General features: G+C 60.0%; 14 protein-coding genes, 1 pseudogene and 1 other annotated feature. Of the genes and pseudogenes, 5 read left to right on the plus strand and 10 right to left on the minus strand.

Going from position 1 to position 20,935, the window contains the following annotated elements; all coding sequences use genetic code 11:
- The 4 genes from C1O66_RS10570 to C1O66_RS10585 are packed head-to-tail and all read right to left on the minus strand — an operon-like array spanning position 1 to position 6,839.
- A complete protein-coding gene (locus C1O66_RS10570) occupies positions 1-1,485 on the minus strand; it encodes a sigma-54-dependent transcriptional regulator (protein ID WP_102767847.1) in 1,485 nt (494 codons plus the stop codon).
- Positions 1,485-3,011, minus strand: coding sequence for a phospholipase D-like domain-containing protein (locus tag C1O66_RS10575; RefSeq protein WP_165794554.1), 1,527 nt, complete (start codon positions 3,009-3,011; stop codon positions 1,485-1,487). Before C1O66_RS10575 ends, C1O66_RS10570 begins: the two co-directional genes overlap by 1 nt.
- A complete protein-coding gene (locus C1O66_RS10580) occupies positions 3,011-4,231 on the minus strand; it encodes a hypothetical protein (RefSeq protein WP_133155165.1) in 1,221 nt (406 codons plus the stop codon). The genes C1O66_RS10575 and C1O66_RS10580 overlap by 1 nt, the downstream gene beginning before the upstream one ends.
- Positions 4,221-6,839, minus strand: coding sequence for an AAA domain-containing protein (locus tag C1O66_RS10585; RefSeq protein ID WP_102767850.1), 2,619 nt, complete (start codon positions 6,837-6,839; stop codon positions 4,221-4,223). The genes C1O66_RS10580 and C1O66_RS10585 overlap by 11 nt, the downstream gene beginning before the upstream one ends.
- A gap of 292 nt (positions 6,840-7,131) precedes the next feature.
- Between C1O66_RS10585 and C1O66_RS10590 the strand changes: the two genes are divergently transcribed.
- From C1O66_RS10590 to C1O66_RS10605, 4 genes and pseudogenes are all read left to right on the plus strand, one after another.
- Entirely contained in the window at positions 7,132-7,599 is a 468-nt protein-coding gene (locus C1O66_RS10590; protein ID WP_102767851.1) for a helix-turn-helix domain-containing protein, read from the plus strand.
- Positions 7,596-7,763, plus strand: a pseudogene (locus C1O66_RS24365) (PIN domain-containing protein); the annotation flags it as partial. The gene C1O66_RS10590 and the pseudogene C1O66_RS24365, both read left to right, overlap by 4 nt.
- A gap of 43 nt (positions 7,764-7,806) precedes the next feature.
- The gene (locus C1O66_RS23665; RefSeq protein WP_133155166.1) at positions 7,807-8,355 is read left to right on the plus strand and encodes a pPIWI-associating nuclease domain-containing protein; all 549 of its coding nucleotides are present in this window, start codon (positions 7,807-7,809) and stop codon (positions 8,353-8,355) included.
- A protein-coding gene (locus tag C1O66_RS10605; protein ID WP_102766725.1) for an IS3 family transposase occupies positions 8,352-9,571 on the plus strand; the annotation gives its coding sequence in 2 pieces (ribosomal slippage) (positions 8,352-8,640 and positions 8,640-9,571; 1,221 coding nt in all). Before C1O66_RS23665 ends, C1O66_RS10605 begins: the two co-directional genes overlap by 4 nt.
- Positions 8,630-8,746 (plus strand) — a sequence feature (AL1L pseudoknot). It overlaps the preceding gene by 117 nt.
- Before the next feature lie 280 nt (positions 9,572-9,851).
- On the opposite strand, the gene C1O66_RS10610 is transcribed toward C1O66_RS10605, so the two are convergent.
- From C1O66_RS10610 to C1O66_RS10635, 6 genes are all read right to left on the minus strand, one after another.
- Positions 9,852-10,817 (minus strand): GlcNAc-transferase family protein, encoded by a 966-nt coding sequence (locus C1O66_RS10610; RefSeq protein ID WP_102767853.1) that lies wholly within the window; start codon positions 10,815-10,817, stop codon positions 9,852-9,854.
- Positions 10,814-12,919 (minus strand): peptidase domain-containing ABC transporter, encoded by a 2,106-nt coding sequence (locus C1O66_RS10615; RefSeq protein WP_102767854.1) that lies wholly within the window; start codon positions 12,917-12,919, stop codon positions 10,814-10,816. Before C1O66_RS10615 ends, C1O66_RS10610 begins: the two co-directional genes overlap by 4 nt.
- Positions 12,916-14,172 carry an HlyD family efflux transporter periplasmic adaptor subunit gene (locus tag C1O66_RS10620; RefSeq protein ID WP_165794555.1) on the minus strand — a complete coding sequence of 419 codons (1,257 nt, stop codon included), beginning with the start codon at positions 14,170-14,172 and terminating at the stop codon, positions 12,916-12,918. The genes C1O66_RS10615 and C1O66_RS10620 overlap by 4 nt, the downstream gene beginning before the upstream one ends.
- Positions 14,169-15,386, minus strand: coding sequence for a lanthionine synthetase LanC family protein (locus tag C1O66_RS10625; protein ID WP_102767856.1), 1,218 nt, complete (start codon positions 15,384-15,386; stop codon positions 14,169-14,171). The genes C1O66_RS10620 and C1O66_RS10625 overlap by 4 nt, the downstream gene beginning before the upstream one ends.
- Before the next feature lie 11 nt (positions 15,387-15,397).
- Positions 15,398-17,029: an erythromycin esterase family protein gene (locus tag C1O66_RS10630; RefSeq protein WP_102767857.1), complete on the minus strand. Its 1,632-nt coding sequence runs from the start codon at positions 17,027-17,029 to the stop codon at positions 15,398-15,400.
- A gap of 454 nt (positions 17,030-17,483) precedes the next feature.
- Positions 17,484-20,453 (minus strand): lantibiotic dehydratase, encoded by a 2,970-nt coding sequence (locus tag C1O66_RS10635; RefSeq protein WP_165794556.1) that lies wholly within the window; start codon positions 20,451-20,453, stop codon positions 17,484-17,486.
- Here C1O66_RS10635 and C1O66_RS24705 point away from each other — a divergent pair.
- Positions 20,452-20,931: a hypothetical protein gene (locus C1O66_RS24705; RefSeq protein ID WP_165794557.1), complete on the plus strand. Its 480-nt coding sequence runs from the start codon at positions 20,452-20,454 to the stop codon at positions 20,929-20,931. The genes C1O66_RS10635 and C1O66_RS24705 overlap by 2 nt on opposite strands.
- Positions 20,932-20,935 lie beyond the last annotated feature (4 nt).

Here is a 20,935-nt window from a genome sequence, read left to right on the forward strand (position 1 = left end):
CTAGGTTTGCCGGGTCTTATCACCCGGCACAGGAGAGTGAGGGTCGTCGCCATCAGCCGCGGCCAGATCGAGTCGAAGGGTCTTTTCGTCACACTCGAGAGCCTTGGCGGCTGCGGCCCAGGTCCCGTAACGCGCCTTGGCCCACTTAGCGAGTCGATCCCGGAACCATCGAACTCGCTCCGCACGGGTTCCCTCCCCTAGGTCGCTGACTTCGCTCGCTTCAGTCATGGTGAAGCGCGACCACTCACCGAGGGCGCTGGCAACGTCCACTTTCTGGTCCGGCACCGACCACCAGGCCATGCAAAGCACTGCTAGGCGCTGAAGGTCACGGAGATTGCCCATCAGCGAGCTGCGCTGCAGCGCAGCTTCGATTTCCGGTGTCCATGGCGCATCCACCGGGATGTCGTCACGCTGTCGGAGCTCCCCCCAAACCCGGTTCCAGTCGTCTCTGCAGTCCTCTCGACACTCCCGCAGCGGCGGAACCGCGACGGACAGGTGGCTGAGCCGGTCGAACAGATCCGCGTCGAGACGCTCCCGCAGTTCGGCCATGGGCAAATTGGATGCACAGACCAGCTCGACATCGGCTGTTTCCTCGCGGTCGCTGCCAAGCGGCCTGTGTCGACGCTGACGATCCTGGAACACGCGAACGAGTTTGCGTTGCACGGGCTTGGGGATGTCCTGCACTTCGTCCAGAAACAGAATCCCGCCATCCGCTTCCTTCAGAAGGCCCTGCCGATCGCCGGCCGCGCCTGTGAAGGCACCCTTGCGGTGGCCGAAAAGGAGACTCTCGGCGAGCGCCGAGTCCAGACCGCCACATGGGACGGTGACAACCTGCTTACGACCTTTTAGGGTGGCGACGTACGTCTCAACCAGGCGGGTCTTGCCTGTGCCCCGCTCACCGAGGATGAGTAATGGGGCCCCGAAAACGCGCGCATAGCGCGCGAGGTGCTCCAAAGCCAGACGACGGGAGGGGGAGCGGGCTTGCGCCTCGTAGACCGCCAGCTGAGGCTGGAGACGAGCCACCCGCTGTATCTCGGCAAGGTACGTCGTGATCGAGAAGTAGACGGGGTCGATGCGGACTCGACCCGTCTCGCGACTGAATTGCGACGACCACAGATGCGCGCCTACGGGGAACGCCCCTCCTGCATGCAGCATGAGCCAGACGCTGTGCATCGCTGGCGTACCCGGCGACACGTTGATGTGCAGGCTATCTCGAAGATCACGCAGCCGCGGAAGCACCCTATCGCGCACCTGCTTGTAAATCGCTGCGTGGTGAGTTGGATCATCGAGCGCGATGCTGATGGGTTCGACCACGGTCCGTCCTATCGTTGCCGGAACACTAGGCACACGCTGCGCCTGGACAAGATAGAGCACGCGATTGATGTCGATGCGCCGGTTCTGAAGCGCCTTGATGGCGCTTTCGAGCACCTCGATGCCCGCGCGCTCGGCATGCCAGCACAGCAATGTTCCCGTGCGCCTGTCCATCAGTTCGCCCCTTCGGCGACCACGATGGTGGCAGCCCCAACCTCACCCATCACCATGCGTGCCTGGTCCAGCTCAGCGACGGATCGAACGGCGACCACCAGGCGACCGCTCGGCTCGCGGAAGACGGCGGGCTGATAGCTCGCACCGGGCTGGTCCTTCTCTGCGGCCGGCCGCAGCTTTTCCTTGGCTTTGGCAGCCAAGCTCGGTGCAGCCACCAGCCAAACGCAACGAAGGTCGTGGGCAAGGGTCGACGGCGACGCTGTTTCCGCCGGACGCCGGGGCCGACCAGCCTCGATCGCTGCCGCTGATTCGGCCGTCACGGCACCGAGATCAACGTCGACCGAAGTGAGGATCTCATCGTCGACGAGCTGCTGCTGCTTCCAAAGCTTTACCTTGCCGAGGAGAGCACCGAGGAGTGGTTTCGGTTCGAGGCGCCAAGGCGCAGCGGCGCACCAGCCTTCGAGCCGCTCCAATATCTCGCGCGAGCGCCCATCGGACAGGCGCAGGCCCAGCTCGAAGCCATGGTCCAGCCCATCGCTCTGCAGGTTCGCCGACATCACCAACGACTGACCCGATTCGGTCCAGATCGCCTTGGCGTGCAACCAGCGGAAGCCGAGAACGGTTGCACCAGCCTTGGCCAACGCCAAGAGTGCGGGCATGGATGAGGGACGGATGCGCGCCAGCACAGTGACGTCCAGGCCTTCACGAGCTCGCGTGCAGAGCCGTTTGACGACGGCATGGTCCTCATCCCAGCCGAAGCTGCTGACCACGATGCGCGACCTGGCCCCGTCAATGAGTCGCAGTGCCTCCTCTTGTATGGCGTTGGCTTTCGCTGTGGTCGCGACAATTTGCTTCCCTGGGTCAGGGTGGAGCACTTTGCCGAGGGGGCGCGTAGCCTTGAAGCGATCCTTCGGATCGATCAGCTCGTGCTCCGCAGCCTCCCACATGGCCCATTTCAGGTAGCCAGTAACCTCGATCACCTCCGAAGCGTTGAGGTTCACGGCCAGTTCCTCGTTCCGCTCAAGCGCTTCGGTGGTGAGGTTCGCAGTGAGCAACAGGCCTGCTGGGCGGGTTTCCGGATCAATCACGACGACCTTCGCGTGGAAGTGAGGTGCAGACCGGAATAGCGCATGCCCACCGAGACGGGTGAGCATCGCTTTGTGCTGGTCGAGAACGCGCTTGTCGAACTCGCCTTCACCCTCCTCCCGCCCAAGGCGCGCTTCCGATGCCAGCAGCACGTAGACGCGAACGCCGCGCTTTGCCGCTTCGAGGATCGCGTCTTCGACCCCTTTGTCGGCCAGCAGGAAGCTGGACATCACCGCCTTCTCGCGAGCCTGGGAAAGCAACGAGATAACGGCGTTCGCCATCTGCCGGCTCCGGCCGGACTCGAACACTGCCTGTCCTTGTTCGCCGCGCGCGTTGGCGACAGAAGGCATGGACACCCACGCCGGCGGCAACTCACGATTCCGCTGGTCGATGGTCTCGACGAAACGCTTCTGCCAAGTGGCACTATTCCTTGTCGTCATCACAGGCTCCAGTCCTCGGCAGCAACCAAGTGCCATGTGCTCGGTGTCGGTCTATCCGTACGTTCACGCCACGCCGAATCTGCAAGCTCCTGCCTGGCCGGCGTGGAAGGATCAAACTCGGCGAACGGTTTGACCGCTTCAGCCGTCCATTTGCCGAATTGCTCCGCGGTCGCGTAGTCCTGCACGCGCGCTCGAAGGCGCCACTCCGCCCAGCGCGCTGCATCCTGGTGGGAGCTTGCTCGCAGCGCGATCCCGTCGACCGTCGTCGCGTCGAAGGTTCCAAGTGACTCGATGTCGGGTCGCTTGAAGTGGATCCCTCGGACGAGAGATTCGCGTTCGCCGGCGATCGTCTCGTCGAAGGCGACCCTTAGTGCATCGGCGGAGCCGTCCCATTGCGACCACAGCCCCTCAGCCTGCATGAGCTGCATCCAGACTGCGTTGGCGGCTATCTCTGGTGCGTCGGCGACAGCGTTCACACGTTCGCTCCCAAGGGTGCCGTCGATCCTGAGGCCAGCACCCGTGACATTCCATATCGCCCGGAGGGTCGTCTCGGCATCGACCTCCTCACCCTTCGCCTCGAGCTCATCGATGCGCAGTGGTGCGCCTGCGACCAACGGTGTGGTGATGACGCCGACTGCATCTCGAACCCACCGAGGCAAATTCCTGAAGCGGCGCTCAGGTGCGTTGTCGTGCTTCTCGCGTCGGACCTCCTCACGAGCTGGCAATTCCTTCCAAGGCTCGACGCGGAGGATGGATGCGCCAAGCAGCGGGTCATCGCTGGCCCAAACTGTCCATGTCCCACGCTCCGGGACGAAGACCTGTTTCGTATCCAGTGCCGTGCGCCCAGACTCGGTCAAGCGGTACTGGCGGTTCTCCTGCTCCAGGAGCCCGTACTGCTCTGAGATCTGCAGGAGCCGCTGGGCGATGACGTGGCGTGAACCGGCCTCGAAAAGCAGATGCTCTGCAATGTCTCTCGCATCGGTCTGTCCGCGCTCACGCGCTCGTAGCAGAACCGGCAGCAGTTCGTTGCGCTTGGCCGCCTTCGCGACCTGGCCAATCACGCGCCAACACTCAACACGGATCTCCCGGGTAAGGCGGATGGCACCTGCAGCGCCTGTGGCTGCGCGCTGGGTTGATTGAGCGGCACGTTGCTCCGAAGCGGCCGTCGCAGGTACCGCGTTCAATAGCTTGCCGATGTCGGCTAGGCCGTTAACTCGCATGAGTTCCTCCAGCTTTTTTGATCTGTGCTTCCCAAACTTCTTGTTCGGCGAACATGCCCAGCACGGAAGGCTGTGCCCTCTGCATGGCGTGGCGGTCACCGACGACGATGCGCAGGTATCGCGCCCGAGTGAGCGCTACGTTCAGGCGGTTTGGGCTTTCGAGGAAGCTCGTCGGGCGCGCGCTTGCGAACGAGATGATCACCAGGTCGGCCTCGTGCCCCTGGAAGCGGTCCACGGTGCAAAGCTCAACGGTCAGATGCGGCTTGGCCTTCGGTCCTTGCGTAAAGTGCCGCATGCCGCTTCCCTGTTGAGTCCAGCGCCGAAGGTGGTTGCGAATCTCGCGCTCCTGGCCTCGATAAAAAGTCAGTACCGCAGCCTCCCACGGCCGCCCGTCGCTTCGAGGGTTGTGTGCGGCCCATGTGTCGAAGGCCTTCAGCTCGTCGATGACCGCGGCGGCTTCAGCTGAGTTCGAATTGAAGCGGCCGTTGAAACTGCCCCGAACGTCGAGCCAGACGCCCCTGTGCGCGTGGCGACGAAAGCTCCAGGCACGCTCGTCTGGCATGTGCTCTGGTGTGAAGAGGGCTTCGCCTCCATAGATTTGCTCGTGCGGGAATGCTGCAATCTCTGGATGCATGCGGTGCTGCGTGCTGAGGAGCACATGGCGCAGTCGGAGCGCTGACGCCGGCAGTCCGTCTGAGAGCGCAGTCGACATCCTCGCCTGCGGGTCACGCTCAAAGCCTTGGCGAAGCGACTCGAGGATGGACGGTAGTGCGACTCTGCGGACGCGATCAATCTCGGCCCAAATCGCCTCCGGTTTGACGCCGGTTTCGGCTGCTGGCAGCAGCGCCTCTATCTGCTTACGTAGTCGCTGGCTCGTCGAGCGGGTTTGGGGCACACCTGGCTCGGCCTCCTTTACGAAGCGCTGCTCGTAGAGACGGGCGATGCGCCAGGCGATCTCGGCGGCCCACTCAGGCTGCTCTTCGCGACCACGTCCGGAGATGCGCAACCATGCATCGGCCCTGCGTCGGATGGTGTCCAGGCCATCGCCGCCGTGCCGCACCGTGGCGACATCGAGCGGTAGTTCCTCTTCTCGGCGCTCAAGATGGGAAGCGTCTCCGACGACCACGGCCGCGCTCCATATCGCGTCATCGTTGCTGGCGTCCGCGAGCACAACACCACGAGCTGCGGCTTGCGCGGCATACACACCCATCGCCTTCGCTTCATCGATGGATACGACGGCAACTCGCCGCTTCCGTGGGTCCTCTTGGCTCGCCATGTAGACATCAACGCAGGCATTTCGCGTGTCTTCGTCGCCGAGGCATGCCTCGACATTGACGGCCATCGCGGCATCGTCGACGTAGGGCGACAGCTGCTTCGGGTCCCCGACGACCACCCACCGCTTAGCGAGCAGCGCAGGAACCAAGAATTCCTGGAAGGTCGTCTTGGACGCTTCGTCGACGATCAAGACATCGAAGTTCGCGGCCGCGTGTCCACTGGCCTTGATGTCGGGGTGTTGCAGGATGCCTATGGTTGTCCCACAAACAAGATTGGCGGCGTCGAGCACCATGCGTTCAATGGCGGTCGGCCCATTTCTGATCTCATCCAACAGGGCTTGTTGGGATTCGCTCAGGCCTCCGCGGCGGTCAAGATGCCGAAGCAGACGCTCGCGTTCGGTCTTCACGAAGCGCTCGAGCTGCCAAGGGCCGGCCTTCTCCGAGACGTTTCTGCGCTCACCGATTCGGACCGGGATGACCAAATCACGGTGCGGGTTGCGCTCATCCATCAGCCGCTCGAGCACGTTGTCGACGGCGACGTGGGTGGATGCGCAAAGTAGCGCGCGCTTGCCCTGCCTGGCGAGCTGCAGCACCAGCTCGCAGATGGCTGTTGTCTTGCCGGAGCCTGGTGGCCCCTCCAAAAGCACGAAGTCAGGCGTCGCTAGGGCGATTTGGACGAAGCGGCGTTGCTCGTCTGTGCCTGGGCGCGTCTCATCGGTTAGCACCATCCAACCGCCATCCTCAACCCCGGCGGGTTCGAAGGACGGCCACCGAGCATGGTCCGCGGATTCCGTCAGCCGTAGCAGCGGCCGATGCGACGGCAGGGGCGCGTTCTGGAGCGCCTGCAACGCCTGAGCCTGCCGCAGCAGGGTGAGTGTGTTCGGGCGCAAGAGCAGCTCTTCGGCCTTGGGTCGGCGATCGACCAGGAGCTGGGATGTCTCGGGATCCCGATCGAGCACCTGGAGCCTGCGGTCATCAGCAAACTTCTTGCGCCCGTTGCTGCGGCGGTCAGCCGATGCGTCCGGGTCATCGGCGATCCTCTCGAACACGTCGCGGACGTTCTCGTCCATGAACGCGCGGAACGTGGACTCTGGCTCGTTCGGACGGTCCCTGGGTTCCTCGAGCTGGATCCAGAAGCCGCGAGGGCTGCCGGTCTGATCATCGTCAGGCGGTGTTCCGGCCTTCCACGCGAGCCGCTTCACGGCGGCGTCGCCCTCCATGTAGTCCTTCGTCCGTCGAAGGAAGTCATGGAACGTCTTCAGGCCGTAGAAGGCGTTCTTGAGGAGGATGTCCGGTCGAGCGACATCCAGGTTGTTGTAGTGAAGTAGCGCCATTGAACCTCTCTTGCGAGCTTGTAACCGATGCGGTTGTCACCACTGTTCGCAAGAGGGGTGCCAGCAACCTTCAATGATCTAACCCCTTGTCGGAGAACAGATCACCTCCTCATCGCACAAGATCGAACGGGCATTTTCGCCCGATAACGGGTTAAATCATCCGAGCCGCATCATCAGGGTGACACGCGGCTCGGAAGCCAGCACCAAGCGGCTCGCCGTTTCGGTTGTTGCGATTTTCGTTTGTTTCGACTATGATTGCCACCCCGTTACCAGCCACGCGGAGCAGTTCACCATGACCCAGTCCACCACCTTCGAAGCATCCCTGCCGGTTGCGCGCGAGGTTGCTGCGGCCACCCAAGGTCAACGCGCACTGGCTGCGTTTCTATCGACGCAGTTCGAGACCCAGCGGATCCAGATCTTCGACGAGAAGAACGAGGCTCACGCCGTCGAGCTGCCGACCTCCGCACTGCGTCTGCTGGTCGACATCTTGTCGGAGCTGGCCGACGGCAACGCGGTCAAAGTCGTCCCCATCCATGCAGAGCTGACCACCCAGGAGGCGGCCGACATGCTCAACGTGTCGCGCCCCCACCTGGTCAAGCTACTTGAGTCGGGTGCATTGCCCTTCCACAAGGCAGGCAAGCATCGCCGCGTTCGCTTCTCTGACCTGATGGCCTACAAGGCAGCCCAGGAAGAGCGGAGCGCGGCGGCCATGGAAGAACTTGCTGCGCAGGCACAGGCTCTACAGATGGGCTACGAATGAAGAGTTCGCCGTTCACGGCAGTCTTCGACGCCTGGGTTCTGTATCCTGCCCCGCTGCGGGACTTCCTGATGTGGCTGGCCTTGTCGGGGCGGTTCCGTGCTCGGTGGACCGATCTCATCCACGACGAATGGGTGAGGAACCTGCTGAAGAACCGCCCCGAGCTTGATCCAGGCAGCAGCTCAAGTAGGGCAGCCGAACTTGAAATCCATGACCAATACAAATGCCGACCGCCTTCGAGCCAAGCTCACAAGGCCCTTTCACGTAGCGCTGTTTGATGCAACGCTGCTGAGCCTTCGCGACCTTCGCAACCCACTCCGCGCCACCAACTTCTCAAACGGATTTCGCGAGCTTACCCGCAACATATTAGACAGCCTGGCCCCTAAAGAAGAGCTCCAGGCTAGTCCCTGGTTCAAGCCCGACCCGACGTCAAGGGATGGCTTCACCCGTCGACATCGAATTCAATATGTCATTCATGGAGGATTGTCGACGAAGTTCGCAGAGGAGGAACTTGGCATTGATGTTGACGGCGAGGCAAAGGCGTTGCGCGACGCCGTCGACAAGCTCAACAAGTTCGTCCACGTAAATGAGGCCACATTCGCCATCGACTCAGAGCAGCTCAATGAGATATCTGAAAGTGCCATCGAGGCCCTAGCGGACCTGATTGACTGTGCCGCCAACTGCAGGCGAAGCCTATGCGATCACCTTGAATCGCCCCGGGTTTTGAGGAGGCTCCAACTCTGGAGAATGGAGCCATGAAGAAGTCCCCGAAGTTTTCGCCCGAGGTGCGTGAGCGTGCCGTGCGCATGGTGCTGGAGCACCGAGCAGAACATCCGTCGCAGTGGGCGGCCATCGAATCCATCGCCGACAAGATCGGCTGCGTGCCGCAGACCTTGCACACCTGGGTCAAGCAGCACGAGGTCGATGCCGGCCAGCGAGACGGTGTCTCGACTGCGGAGGCTCAGCGCATCAAGGAACTGGAACGAGAGGTGCGCGAGCTGCGCAAGGCCAACGAGATTCTGAAGCTGGCCAGCGCGTTTTTCGCCCAGGCGGAGCTCGACCGCCGCATCAAGTCCTGAAGGCGTTCATCGACCAGCACCGCCAGCAGCTTGGGGTCGAGCCGATCTGCCGCGTCCTGCAGATTGCCCCATCGGCTTACTGGCGCCACGTCGCTTGTCAGCGCAGCCCGGCCTTGCGCTCTTTGCGAGCCCAGCGCGATGTGCAACTGCTACCGCAGGTGCAGCGCGTCTGGCAGGCCAACCATCAGGTCTACGGCGCCGAGAAGGTCTGGCGCCAGCTCAACCGCGAAGGCGTCGCCGTGGCGCGCTGCACCGTCGAGCGGCTGATGCGCCAGCTCGGGCTGCAGGGTGTGCGCCGAGGCAAGGCCGTGCGCACCACCATTCCCGATCCCAAGGCGCCATGCCCGTTGGACCGCGTCAATCGGCAGTTCCGGGCCGAGCGGCCGAACCAGCTGTGGGTCTCGGACTTCACCTATGTCTCAACCTGGCAGGGCTGGGTGTATGTAGCGTTCGTCATCGACGTGTTCAGCCGGCGCATCGTGGGTTGGCGTCAGAGCAGTTCGATGCACACCGAGTTCGTACTCGACGCATTGGAGCAGGCGCTGTACGACCGCAAGCCGTCCGATGGCCTGGTGCATCACTCCGACCGCGGCTCGCAATACCTGTCAATCCGGTACAGCGAGCGATTGGCCGAGGCCGGAATCGAGCCCTCAGTGGGCTCCAAGGGCGACAGCTACGACAACGCACTGGCCGAGACCATCAACGGGCTGTACAAGGCCGAGGTCATTCACCGGCGCGGGCCTTGGAAGACCAAGCAGGCGGTGGAACTGGCGACCCTGGAATGGGTCGCCTGGTTCAACCATCACCGGCTGATGGGCCCACTGGGCCATGTGCCGCCTGCTGAGTTCGAAGCCAATTACCATCGTCACCGCGCTGGTCAGGCCGCGACCGCCTGACTTAAACCAACAGGCCTCCTCGGAACCCGGGGCGATTCAGTTGGGCCGCATTCTCTGATTTCAGCTGTCTACTTGGTGGGGGAGCTTACGCATGTTCCTGCGTTCTCGGCGGGGCTTCTTCTCTGTCATGCTCGTCTTCGTCTCAGGGGCTAAAGGCCCTTATCGAGGTGTCCGAAGAAATTGGACCATGACATCCCCGGGTCAATACTGAATCGGCAGGGTGGGTCAAATTGGATCGGCGCTGACAACCTGAGTCGCACTATCATCATATACAGAGCCCTCAGCCCGCGCTAGCGCGACACCGCCAGTGACCGTAGTAAGCACATGGCTCGATAACTTTGTTTACATAGTCGACACCAGAGAATGCCGCGTACTCTGCCAAAGTTCTGGCAGACCCGAGCCCGTACACCCCCATGCCGGGGTGCCCGCCCAGAAGACGATTGAGGCGTTGCTGGGACCGTGCGTTCAGCATCTGCCAAGTAAAAGTACGCTGAGGATCCTGGATGTCGCGCCAGTGCAGGCTGCGGGCAACACCTCCCTTTTCGGTGTTGTAAAGATGGAAGATAGGAAGGCCCTGCACGTGAAACACGTCCCATCCGTGGGTGTATCCACGCACTGCCAGAGCCTGTTCTTCCTCGCTGAAATACAGAAATGGGTCGTAGGGGACTTCATGGAAAAAGTCTCCGCGAGCAAACAAGCAGCCGCCGGCTAGGTGTGCGCCTCGAATCGGCCCGGCGGACTGAACGAGGATGGACTGATAGCGCAGCAAGCTGCTGTCAACGCTCAATTGCTCCCCTTCCTTGACCACGTGAGCGGCCACGAGATCCGAGGTCGGAGCAAGCTCCGGCTCTCCCGTCGGGCTCAAAGTGAATGCAGGTGGGTGGGACGAGATCACCAACTTGGGGTTCAGGCTTGAGCACTGCTGTGCAAGCACCCGCATGCGGGTGTCCCAGCCCGGGGAAAACTGCATGTGGGAGTCAATCTGTAAATACCATTCTTCGAAGTTGTAGAAAGAGCTGGCCAGCGTCCTTGCCCAACCCAGGCCCAGTGTGTCCCGGGCGTCTACGTGCACGTACCGGACTCGCTCTCGCAGCGAAGCGTCGATTTCCAAACGTTCTTCCGGTCGCCCCTGGTCGACAACGCCGACATAAAGTTTCGCAGGCTCATCTGCTTGCTCAAACAAGGACTGGAGGGTTCCACATAGCAGCGGGTCTCTATAGGATGCGACGCTTACAAAGATGCTCATGTTGATGAAACGCCAAAAGTTTGATTGGCCAGAATACTGGCAGTCTCGCCCGTGGCGACTTGACCGCCCTCTAGCCTCAGGATGCGCTGCGCGCTCCGAATGGTTTCGGCGCGGTGAGCGACAAACACTCGCGTGATCGGCATGGCACTGAGTTCCTGGATAACGCCGCGTTCGTTGGCAGCGTCCAGGTGGCTGGTGGCCTCGTCGAGCAGAAGCAATTCCGCCTGCCGGTAGAGTGCGCGAGCCAGCAGGATTCGTTGTTTTTGGCCGCCCGAAAGGCTGCTGCCGAATTCGCCAACCATGGTGTTGAAGCCCATTGGGAAGTGAAGGATCTCATCACCGATTTGCGAGGCGACGGCGCAGGACTGCAATCGCTGCACGTCGGGCGTTTCCGCGAAAAGCGAAATGTTTTCTGCGACTGTTCCTGCAAAGAGATGATCGTCTTGCAGTACCGACGCGACCTTCTCGGTATCCACACCGACATGTATGCGCCCCTGGGTCGGCTGTAGCAGTCCGGCAGCAATCTTGATCAGAGTGGACTTACCCCCGCCAGAAGCGCCGACGATAGCCACCGACTCTCCGTACCGCACGGAAAAGGACACGCCGCGAAGAATCCAGGGGTCTCCGTCGCTATATCGGAACCAAACGTCCTGAAACGACAACACTCCGTCGGTGCATGTCGGCGCGTCAATACACAAAGCTGCTTCTCGAGTGGGACTCGCAATCGTTTCCCGGGAAATGTCATGGAGCCTGTCGACGTGGGTGCGCAGCAATCTGAACTCCATGACCTTGGCAGTCAAAGCACTTGCCTTTGCCAAGAATTGCTCCTTGAGCATCATGTAGCCGACTAGGGTTCCGGCCGTCGCGTGCCCGTCAAGCACCATTCGCGCGCCAAGGTAGATGACAGCGCACTGCTCCAAACCTAGGATTAAGCGCACTAGTGCTTGCGTGTTGCTCTCCAGTAAACTGATTCGAAAGTCCGCCTCGGTATGGCTTGTGGCATGGCTCAGCCAGCGGCCGTGGACCTTCGATACTGCATGATTGGCCTTGACCGTCTGGATGGCCTGAACCGCTTCCAACGCGTACGCCTGCTGCCGGATATCGTGGTGAATGGCTTCTTCGTTGCGCTCCCGCTTCAAGTGCAAGGCAGTCGAACGGACCAAAACAACTGCCACTAGGCATGCGACCGTGCAGAAGGCCAGTTTCAGCGAGTACAGCCCCAGTATTACCAGAGCGATGGACCCGAATGTGCCGTCCAGCAAGACTTCGACAAAACTATGGGTAAGCGTCGACTGAATGGCCTTGACCGACTCAAGCCTCGACACCACGTCGCTCGCGGAGCGTCTCTGAAAGTAGGCGTACGGCAGCGTCAGGATACGAAAGAGTACTGCGCTGCTCCACTGCAGCCGAAAGCTGGCTCCAGCGAACGAGAGCGCCCAACCGCGGCCGGCCACCAGTAGGCACTGAAATAGTGTCGCTATCAGTAGGCCGATACCGACCACCATCAGCAAGTCACTGTCGCCCAAGGTGATCACGTCATCAATAACGGTCTGCATCAACAAAGGAGAACCGAGCGCAACGCATTCCAGCATTGCCGCCAGCACAAGCACCTTAGCTAGACTTGCACGAATCCCGGAAGTAGGTCCGATCACGTCTCTCAATGAGGCATGACTACGTTTGTGACTTTTGGGGGGCGGTAGTCCGGGTTTGATAGTAAGCACGGCGCCGGTAAACATCTGGTCCAACTCTTCTATGGAAATGCGGCGCCGACCAACGGCTGGATCAATGATCCAAGCTCGAGTGGGCGACAACCGCTCCAATACGACGAAATGCCGCATGTCCCAATGCAAAATGCAGGGCGATTTCAACTGAAGCAATTGGCCGAGCTCGCATTGGAGCAGATGGGGCACGAAGCCGTAGGCCGACGCGATGTCCATCAGAGTCGCGGCCGTTACCCCCCGCGCCGACCCGAATTGATCACGCAGTTCCCCAAGATCGATAGATACGTCGTAGTGGCTGGCCAGCATGGCCATGCATGACAGGCCGCAGTCCGCGCTTTCAGACTGCAGTGCTACGGTCATTCTCTTGGTACGCAAGATCATGTTTTGTGCGACAGGCCGCTCACGACCTCAATGAAGGGTTTGAAAATCCATTGCAGCAGAGGTCTGCGGTCCCCGGGACTTAGCGCGTTGATACGCATGCCCGCCCGCAGGTCCGAATCGGCCATTTCGCCGTTACGAGCTGCAGGCGGCAGCGAAACACTGACTAGATAGGAAACAGTGGGTAATGAAAGGGATTGCGCGACCATCAGCTCCTTGGTTGTGACGGGAGCTGTTGTCACACTCTGGACGGTGGCTTGACGTGTTTTGTCGGAACCCTCAAACCTAAGAACTACAGAGTCCCCGACCTTGTACTCACGCACGTGGGTATCTGACACGAACAACCAGGCAGCGGGCTTAAATGGTGTTGAAAGGATTGCAGCCAAGGGCGCATCCTGAGCCACCTGCTGATTGAGTTGGACCAGCGAGCTTGAAAGCATCCCCCGCATGGGCGCCTTGACCCTCGCTTCGCCACTCGCACGGTGAGCCAGCAACTGTTCTTCCACAGAGATTTTTTCTCGGGCCAGTGCTTCGCCACTTAAGCGCGAGCGAAAAAGCGACTGCTGCATCTCGCGGCGCAGTTCGGCGAGCTTTGCTTCTAGCTCGAAACGCTGTCGATCCAAGGCATGGAGCCTCTGATTGGCCTGATCCAGTGATGCGTCGCGGTCCTGAAGTTGCTGAGTGGAAGCAAACCCCTCCTTGACAAGAGCCTCAAACTGCCCTCGCCTTTGCATAGCCGCCAGCAGCACCCGATTCGCCAGCTTCTGCTCATCTTCCAAAGACCCAAGCTGCTGCTCGATCGAAGCCAACTGGGCGCCAATCTTGCTTTGCTCACCGAGTAACACGTCTTGCTGGAGCTTCTGCTCAACGCCAAGGGTGGCCATCCGCCGCGTCAACATGCCTTCCAGAGCCGCCCTGGTACTTGCATCTTGGCCCGTGCTCTGATCGCTGAGGATCTCGAACAAGATTTCATCCTGGGCCACGCTGGCATTGATTCGGGTCGGGGCACGAGTCACCTTTCCGGCAATTGGCGCGCGCAGAATAGCCATGCCGCTACTGGGCACGATGATTCCTTGTGCGCCACTGCGTTTTGAGTAGTTGACATTTGCGGCCAACAGCAGAAGGCCAGCGGCGAAGGATGCCAAAACCGCAGCCATAAGCCCCGTGCCAGGTTGGCTGAGCAATTGGATCCCTGGCGGATGGGCTTGCCCCTGTCGGCGCTGGTAGTCCTGCCGAAAGAACGCGGCAGGGCTCATGATGCGGGGCATGCTAGGGATGCAACGCCGAGAAACTTGCACCACCGCTTCGAATACCGCCCAAAGACCGTCCCCAACGCTAAGACGGTGCCCGGTGTTCCGCTCAATAGGCTCACGTTATGCCCATCCACACGGCCAGGCAGTGATGGAACCAACCGGACTAAGCCATGGCATTCGAACTGGTCTAGGGCCCGTTGCACCCAATAGCATGCTGAACTTGCCCAGGCCGGCTCGCCAGCGTTGATCGACAGCAGATGCAGCAACAAGGCAAAACCCGCTGAGCCGTGACAAAGAGAGCCGTCCGCGATGCCGGTAAGTGCCTCCGGTAGAGCCGAGCACTTCGCCACAACGGACTTCACCTCGTCGAGCAAGGCTACGTCGTTCGTTGCTTTGGCAGCCAGCCACAAAGCACAGGCTACGCCGGGATCACCATAGCACCAGGCCTGACGCCGAGGTGCATCGGGTCCCACCCAACCGGGGAAAGACACTTCCGAATCGGCTACTCGGTACTTTCGCAAGATGCGAACTGCATTTTCTAGCAGCTCCATGGTCTGCGGCTCCTCCACTCCCAGCGCCACCGCATTGGCCAGAAAAGATACGAGCCCAGGGATGCCATGGGCTAGGCCCAGGTTGAGTTGGCCGTCCGGAAACTGGCGCACCACGTTCTCGTCAAGAATATGCCGGCTTTCAATCAGCCAAAGGGGACAGCCCTCGACGATGCGCCGCATCAGCACCAGTTGCTTGAGGCAGGCGGCGGCAATTGAAAAATCACCCGTTTGCTGGCCTCGGCCAAGACCGTACAAGCCTAGACCCGCCAGACCGTCAGTTAAGTCATATGGTCCCATCCAGGTGTTACACAAACCTTCCAGCAGAAGGCCATCAACCTCGTCGAGAAAAGCGCTGATGTCCAAAGACAAATTGAGCGCATGCAATTGAGCCCGATAATTGTCGAATAACCACGCAACGCCGACTATGCCGCCGTAAAGGCTCGGCGCGGAGGGCTCGCAAGCGAGTGCGTCGACCAACCCCTCAAGCAGCACCTTTGAAAGCGATTGCAACTGTGGATCCGGATCCCCACTACTCGCATCTTCGAAGCAGTACATCAGCGCTCCAGCGAGTCCGACCGACAACGACGTTGCCGGCTTCATTGCACGCCAGTTCGAGATCAATTGCTCGTTTGCAGCCCTACGCAAAGCCTGGAATGCGGCAGGCATCGGCGCTACCTTCAAGGCGTTCCCCTTGCTGGGCGGGTAGCTCGGCTGACGTCAAAGTAAATTAACGCGTCGAACTGCTCGCGGGGGGAAATAGCTGCGAACTGCGATGCACCCGATTCCGGTATGTACATGGCGCCGATTACCTGAGCGAGGTATCGGCCAGTCAGCCAAGACTCGCCTCCAGAGATCCGCGACAAAGCAGCGAACTGCATGGCATGGTCGCCGTGCCCGAGTCCAGTGAACGCATGTTCCAGCGTGCCTTCCAGCGACGACGCCCCAGTTATACGCTGAGATGTTGGACCCGATGCAGGATGAACAGCGCGCACCTCGCCCCCGCCGAGCAACGTGCCAATGGCAAAATAGCGGTCGCCGAGCTTCTTCTTGAGCAAGGCTCCGAGGGAGTCCGCTTCCCCAAAGCCCACGTGGCCCATATGCGAGAGCAGCAGCGAAGTGCCGGCACTCAGAAGCTCTTCATGGCGCAACAGGTTGAGCGCAAGGAATCGGTCGCGCTCCAACGCGTCCAGCGGAGTGCGCAGCGCCAAGAACTTGCGTAGATGATCGAGTTCTTCTAGACGCTCAGGCGACCTTCGTACGAGAGTGTCCGCCATTAGCGAGTCCAGGGCTTGCCGCGCGTCCGCCGCCTTGACTTCATTCAACCCCGCATCAACGGCTTGGAGCGGCAAGCACAAGGGCTGGACACGTGCGAACAATTGAGCTAACTGATCCGCATCTGGCTCCAAACTCTTCTTGAAGTGTTGGCATGCGTAAAAGGGCACTGCCACGTCCAGACCTAGGAGGCGCGGCGGAGCCTGCCTTGCCCGCGCAAAGCTTTCCAATAGGCCAAGCATTTCCTCAGAGGTATAAGGCCATCCCGGTACGGTCGCCACCGCACGTCGCAGCGCCGGCAGGTCACGTGATTGCAAGGCGCGGTCAACGTGCCTAGCAGCAATGGCATCAATTTCCAAGGCAAGCACAGCAATCGGTCCCAACGCTTCTTTCTCAACGGCCTCGCGCAGAAGGTTGATCAAATTGGCGCTGCCATGGCTGTTTTCACCGAGACCGAGCAAAACAGAAGCGCCTGTCTTCGTGGCGAGTGCTTCGATCATGTCTGCCGGCGTGCCGGCAATGGCGCCCGCACCACGGGGCAAATTTGGATGAGTACGACCATGACGGATCTCCAAGTGCGTCGTCCCTGACTGACTCTCGGTGCTCAACTCGGTCGGCCCAACACTGCGATCAGATTCAACGCGATGCACTAGGTAGTCGGCAGGAGGAAGGCAAACGCTATATCGATGCTTCTGGCTGGCGGGAATGGCGAATTGCGTTGGGGGATCCATGAAGCTGCGCGCTGCAACAACGTTGAGTGGACGGCTTCGGGTCTTGGTTGAAGTGCGCCCAATTTCTACAACCTCATAAGACAAAGGCGCGTCACAGGAAGCCAGCCGAAAGTGCCGCTTCGTTTTGTCGATCGGTGTGTGCACAAAACCACGGGCGGTCACTACGCTCAGCGCCAACGAGCCACCCAGCCGGCCCACCCTAAGCCTTGCAATGCCCTGCCGGTTCGTGCGCGCGACTACGTAAGCGAATGTCTGCGCCGGCGCGACCGGTGGCGCCACGGTGTGAGCCATCACGAGGGTGTTCATGAGCGCAGTGCCATCGACATCTTGCAAACGGACACGCAAGACAGAACGCTCGTCTGCCTCCGAACATAGGCTCGCTAGTAGTACAGCAGCAACAAAAAGACGTTTCACAAAGTTCCTCTTAAAAGCGCCGAACCGGGAGGTTTGGCGCAAAGGTTGCTTGATCAGTTCAGCACTTCAAAACGATCAAAACGGATCGGCAACGCTCGGATAGGTCGGGCACAAGCAATGGCTAACCAACGAATGCGTTACGCAGACTTGGGTTGTCCAGCAGGCGCGGTTCGAATTGCAAGCGTACTGAGTGCCAGTGGCCCCACCTGCGACCTGGTTTGCGTCCTCGCGGGACAGAGCCTTGATGGTCTCGCTGTTAAGTTTCAGTCTCATGGAATACCCTCTCGGAAGTAGATTGGTAAATTGAATTTCTGAGTGCTCTGCAGTTCTTGTCGGTGTACTCTCCTTACTTGGGTCGATAAACCATTGCGGCCATTGCGGCTTGCCTCCGGATCTCGCGTTCTAAAAAGTCATAGATCACGGCTTCCTGCTCACGGGCCCTGGCGTGAAGCAGGCGATTAACAGTCATATGCATCAGACTCGACGTGCACTGCCTCAGAGCACTACTCCCGAGTTGGGCTCGCAGGCGAGCAGCGATCTCCGAGCTCGCGCACCTTCTACGCAGCAACACTTCCTGTACAGGCGTCGCATCAACCGCCTTGCCTTCAATGAGCGGCTTGTAGTGCCTGTACTTTTTTCCGATTGCCGCGCGCTTTTCACCATCAACTTCGAACTCTTCAAAAAAAGAATCCCTCAAACTTCGAGCCAAGGTCAGGCGCTCATCGTGAACCACCACGAACTGGTCCAAAATATCCATCGCACTATGCAAGGCCAAAAGCCAGCGCTGGTCCGAAAACCTGTCATTGGGTGATAGCAAGGCAATGAGTTCCAGGCATGCCACGGCATCGTGATGGAAGTACGCTTCCGCCAAACCGATGGCATCCGCGCCCCCATAGCGCTCAATCTCACGCTGGTAGGTATCAAGTTGTATGCTGGCGATGCCCGCCTCCGCCCCAAGACTGGCCGCGTGATCAACGAGCGACCGGCTTACTTCCGCTTCGTTCCCCGGGCATCGCACCCTGATGCGCAGGTGGGGCTGCGGGTCGCCATAACGAATGAAGAACCAGTTACTTGCTAGCCCCACCGCCGCCAGGCCTCGAATCCGCTCACCCATGGCCTGGAGGACACTGTCCGCCATGGTGACGCCGCAATAGATCTTCAAGTACACCCATTCCACGCCAGGGAGGAACTGGCGTGCCACCGGCAAGGGGGCTGCGGCCAGCGGTGAAGCTAGATCGAGGCGAGGCGTGGGCTCGCGCCGGTCAATTTCGAAGGGAACGATGAATTCGTTGCAGTACAGGCCTTCGGGTCCACTGACCCACGCCGTACGCATGTTCTGCAGCGATTCAGTCAAGGCGACCCCACGGTCATTCCTTACGATTTCCAGCCAAGCACGTAGCTGCTGAATGTCACCCGAATCTACGGTTAGGACGTTGTCGCCTTCGGCATAGCAGAACGTACTGGGCAGTCTCAATTGCTCCCTCCAATCCCGCATACGGCTGAGGTTGCCTGTGCCTACGATAGTGCGCAGCGCTGCCATGTCCGCAGCCGAGAGGCGCCAGCGCTCCGGGAGGACTATTAAGGTCTTGTAGGTGACTCTCGGGCAATAAGCCAAACCGGTTACAGCTTCTCCGAGATTGATAGCTGGCAATTCATAGCCGGCCAACTGATACAAACATAGGAATTTGTACGGCGCGAGCTCGGAGCGGTAAAAACTGTGGGCCGAAGCCATCCGCGGAACAATTCGCTTGCCAGTCTTTGAATTCCGTAGAACGAGACACCCTTCCACGACTGACACGTCGATATCCCGCGCCTGAACCTCAATCGCCGACTCGGCAGCCCGTCCAAGGTAGCTGATCTCATGGGTCCGGAGCGTTGGACGCTGAACCACGTTGCCCAGTTTGTCGTTGGGCAGGTGAGCGATATCCGCCACTTCAATCTCTTCATCAGCTTCTAGAAAGGCGAGCAAGCTGTCGCGCAGGTCCTTCGATGCAAAGCCGAAACGACCCAACAAGACCGAAGGGCAAGGCGCCCCGACTCCGTACAGTACGGTCTTCTTTGGTCCGCCAACAGTTTCCTGGAGAAACGAGACGAGGCCGTAAAGTTGGCGCGGCACATTGCGCGTGCCGACCTTGTGCCGCAGTACCTTTGCTTCGTCCAGTTCGATGAGGCGGCGAGAGATGTTGGCCGGTGTCAATGCGCCAAGCACCATTCCAGCCAAGGCAGGCATCACCGCCGTCCCTTGGGCCCCAGCACGCTTCAACGCCAGGCCTGCAGTAAGGGGTGAAAGGTCCGCGGCCGACCCGTCCAACCCAACGCCATGCTCTGGGTCAAGCGCTTGAAGAAGTGGCACACGCTGATCGCCAAACCGTTCGATGAATCGATGCGTGAAGTCATCAAGTACCGCTGCACGTTCGAGTAGCAAGGGGAGTAGTTCGCCGAGGTCGCGAAGCGCGAGGTTCAGTGTTGAATCGGAAATTTCAGCTATCTCAGCGGGCTTGACCATATCCGCCTGAATGACAGCGTCCTCTGCTGTAAGTAGCGGCTCGAGCAGGCGCTCTACCCTCCGGTAGTCGTCAACAGAGAAGGGAAGCTCAAGAGTGGCCTTCGACTGAAGAAGTTCACCAATTGCAGCTAGTCGTTCCGCGACAGATCGCTTCGAATCGGGCAACTGGTACACACGCTGACGCAGCCAGGCGTCATGCGGCTCCCCCGTAATAGGTGGCGATAGGTCCGTCTCGAGAACCCCATCTCGAATTAATTCGCCGACATACTCAGTTATTTCATCGGATGAAGATTCCGGAGAAACAGACCGAACGAGCCACTCAATTCGATGGAAATCCGTCCAGTCGGGGCAACCAGAAATCAGCACATGCAGGGCGTCGTCTATGGCGACGGACTTCTGCAAAAAACCCAAACCTGCAGCCCCCTTGGCTGGCCGTACATAGTAGGCACGCCGCCCGACCACGTGCAGGCTACTGGCGACCCGAATACGCACAGACCGTATGACATCATCATCTTCCAGCAAACGCTGCACCAGGCCTTGCACCACGGCGGAGTCGAGCCTCAAATGGCGCTCATAGCGGGCTGCGCCGACAAATCTCACGTTGTCCTGCGAGCCGACCCGGCAATGCGTAATGCCGGCCATAGTGCCAAACGGAGTGCAACGGAGGCTCATTCTGAGTAGGTACCGCAGAAACGCTCCCTCGCATGCTCCGGCCTCTTCAACAATTCTGGTATGCAAGGAACGAGAGGCATTGAAGATGGCATCGAGGGCTCGCGCACGCAAATCGTGCGTCTGCGGAGATTCGCTCATGACCAAGGAGGCACCTCCTATCGGAAGCAGCGGCGAGCGCAGCAGGCAAAACCCTGCATGCCTGATTCGCAAATCACCTGCCGCTTTCGCCGGTTTGCCAAAGCCATTCATCTTTTCGCCCCCTCACTTGTCTTGTCTTGTTGGTTGGCATCCAACGCCGATAGATGATGCGTTGAAACTGTTTTTCTTCTATTGTTTGATCTTCAACGCAAATACAGTACAGGTGGAAACCAGAGTTTTTGCTCCATTCGTGCGAATAGGGAAGCAAATCGAAAGCAAAACAAAAAGCTATCTTCAAATTGCTATGCACCTCAAGACAGACAAAGCTAAACAGTCCTCCGGCCATCCACAGGGCGGTGGTGTGCACGGCATTGAGCTGGGCCATCGCCAGTCGCAAGCCAGCACCGAGATTGATCGTGCATTCGGATCGAGGAAGTCAGGGCGGATTCAACCGGTCGTCGCAACACCTCCTGGTTGAAGGT

Origin of the sequence: Paucibacter aquatile (assembly GCF_002885975.1) — a bacterium.
GTDB lineage: Bacteria > Pseudomonadota > Gammaproteobacteria > Burkholderiales > Burkholderiaceae_C > Paucibacter_A > Paucibacter_A aquatilis.